Genomic DNA, 2,741 nt, shown 5'->3' on the forward strand with positions numbered 1-2,741 from the left:
GGACGCGTTCTTGAACGGCGCCCTGCCCTTCAACGGGATCATGGAGACTGTGACGAAGGTCGTCGCCGAACACGGCAGCCCCGACATCACAGCGTCGGGAACTTCCCTGACCGTCGCGGACGTCCTCGAAGCGGAGACCTGGGCACGAGCCCGGTCCCGTGAACTGACGGCGAAGGCGACCGCGGAGGCCCGCGCATGACGACCTTGATGATGATCCTCGGCATAGTCGTCTTCGCGGTCGGGCTGCTGTTCTCGATCGCCTGGCACGAGCTGGGCCACCTGTCGACCGCCAAGCTGTTCGGCATCCGCGTGCCGCAGTACATGGTCGGCTTCGGCCCGACGATCTTCTCGCGCAAGAAGGGCGACACCGAGTACGGCATCAAGGCCATCCCCCTCGGCGGCTACATCCGCATGATCGGCATGTTCCCGCCCGGCGCGGACGGCCGCATAGAGGCACGCTCGACGTCCCCGTGGCGCGGCATGATCGAGGACGCGCGCTCGGCCGCCTTCGAGGAGCTCAAGCCCGGCGACGAGACCCGGCTCTTCTACACGCGCAAGCCGTGGAAGCGCGTGATCGTGATGTTCGCGGGTCCGTTCATGAACCTGATCCTCGCCGTGGCGATCTTCCTCGGCGTGATGATGACGTTCGGCATCAGCACGCAGACGACGACGGTCGGCAAGGTCTCCGACTGCGTCATCCAGCAGAGCGAGAACCGCACCAAGTGTGAGAAGGGCGACACGGCCGCGCCCGCCAAGGCGGCCGGCCTGAAGCTCGGCGACAAGATCGTCGGCTTCCAGGGGCAGCCCATCGACGACTGGTCCGCGCTCCAGGGCAAGATCCGCGAGACGATCGGCCCTGCCACCATCACGGTCGAGCGCGACGGCAAGCGGGTCGACCTGCACGCCGACCTCATCAAGAACCAGGTCAGCAAGACCGACGGTGAGGGCGGCTATGTGGAGGGCAAGTACGTCTCCGCGGGCTTCCTCGGCTTCACGCCCGCCACCGGCATCGTCCAGCAGGGCTTCGGCGACTCCGTGAACCGCATGGGCGACATGATGGAGAACGGCGTCGAGTCTCTCGTCGCCCTCCCCTCCAAGGTCCCCGACCTGTGGGACGCGACCTTCGGCGACGGCGACCGCAAGCAGGACTCCCCGATGGGCGTCGTCGGCGCGGCACGCGTGGGCGGCGAGGTCTTCACGCTCGACATCCCGCCGGAGAACCAGATCGCGATGATGCTGTTCCTGGTGGCCGGCTTCAACCTCTCCCTCTTCCTGTTCAACATGCTGCCGCTGCTGCCGCTGGACGGCGGGCACATCGCGGGAGCGCTGTGGGAGTCGGTGCGGCGCAAGGCGGCCAGGCTCCTGAAGCGGCCCGACCCGGGACCCTTCGACGTCGCGAAGCTGATGCCCGTCGCCTATGTGGTGGCCGGAATCTTCATCTGCTTCACGATCCTCGTGCTGATCGCGGATGTTGTTAACCCGGTGAGAATCTCCTGACAACGAGAAGTTCGCGGCGGCCGGGCACTCTATGTGTCCGGTCGCCCACCATTGGGTGGACTTGAGGGGGCGGGATGTGCTGGGGCCCTGTGGGGTGCCGTAATCTCGAAGCCTGGAGCCCGCCGATCTCGGGACCTTGATCCACACCTTGGGGATGCACGCCAGATGACTGCCGTTTCTCTCGGAATCCCGTCCGTACCGACCAAGCTCGCCGACCGCCGTGTCAGCCGCAAGATCCAGGTCGGTACGGTCGCCGTCGGCGGGGACGCACCTGTGTCGGTGCAGTCGATGACCACGACGCGTACGTCCGACATCGGGGCGACGCTGCAGCAGATCGCGGAGCTGACCGCGTCCGGCTGCCAGATCGTGCGGGTCGCCTGTCCCACGCAGGACGACGCGGACGCGCTGGCCACGATCGCGCGCAAGTCGCAGATCCCGGTCATCGCCGACATCCACTTCCAGCCGAAGTACGTCTTCGCCGCGATCGACGCCGGATGCGCCGCCGTCCGCGTGAACCCCGGCAACATCAAGCAGTTCGACGACAAGGTCAAGGAGATCGCGCGGGCCGCGAACGACGCGGGCACCCCGATCCGGATCGGCGTCAACGCGGGCTCCCTGGACGCGCGCCTCCTCCAGAAGTACGGCAAGGCCACTCCTGAGGCCCTGGTCGAATCCGCCCTCTGGGAGGCGTCGCTCTTCGAGGAGCACGGCTTCCGGGACATCAAGATCTCGGTCAAGCACAACGACCCGGTGGTCATGGTCAACGCCTACCGCCAGCTGGCCGCGGCGTGCGACTACCCCCTGCACCTCGGCGTGACGGAGGCCGGTCCGGCCTTCCAGGGCACGATCAAGTCGGCGGTGGCCTTCGGCGCGCTGCTCTCCGAGGGCATCGGCGACACGATCCGCGTCTCCCTTTCGGCCCCTCCGGCGGAGGAGGTCAAGGTCGGCATGCAGATCCTGGAGTCCCTGAACCTCAAGCAGCGCCGCCTGGAGATCGTCTCCTGCCCGTCCTGCGGCCGCGCCCAGGTCGACGTCTACAAGCTGGCCGAAGAGGTCACCGCGGGTCTGGACGGCATGGAGGTCCCTCTCCGCGTCGCCGTCATGGGCTGCGTCGTGAACGGCCCCGGCGAGGCCCGCGAGGCCGACCTCGGCGTCGCGTCCGGCAACGGCAAGGGGCAGATCTTCGTCAAGGGCGAGGTCATCAAGACCGTCCCCGAGTCGAAGATCGTGGAGACCCTCATCGA

The 2,741-nt window shown here is 67.3% G+C and carries 2 protein-coding genes and 1 pseudogene; all 3 read left to right on the forward strand.

Annotated elements, in window-relative coordinates; translation table 11 throughout:
* A pseudogene (locus AC5P1C_RS43570) lies at positions 1–199 on the forward strand (1-deoxy-D-xylulose-5-phosphate reductoisomerase); the annotation flags it as partial.
* A complete protein-coding gene (locus tag AC5P1C_RS43575) occupies positions 196–1,497 on the forward strand; it encodes a M50 family metallopeptidase (protein ID WP_493871558.1) in 1,302 nt (433 codons plus the stop codon). The pseudogene AC5P1C_RS43570 and the gene AC5P1C_RS43575, both read left to right, overlap by 4 nt.
* A 165-nt stretch (positions 1,498–1,662) precedes the next feature.
* Positions 1,663–2,741, forward strand: a 1,079-nt coding sequence (ispG, locus tag AC5P1C_RS43580) for a flavodoxin-dependent (E)-4-hydroxy-3-methylbut-2-enyl-diphosphate synthase (RefSeq protein WP_493871559.1), incomplete at its 3' end; no start/stop codon positions are given.

The organism is Streptomyces sp. A18, from assembly GCF_059026065.1.

Coding starts and splice junctions, on each gene's coding strand:
- AC5P1C_RS43575 (WP_493871558.1), top strand. CDS start 196: ATGACGACCTTGATGATGATCCTCGGCATAGTCGTCTTCGCGGTCGGG.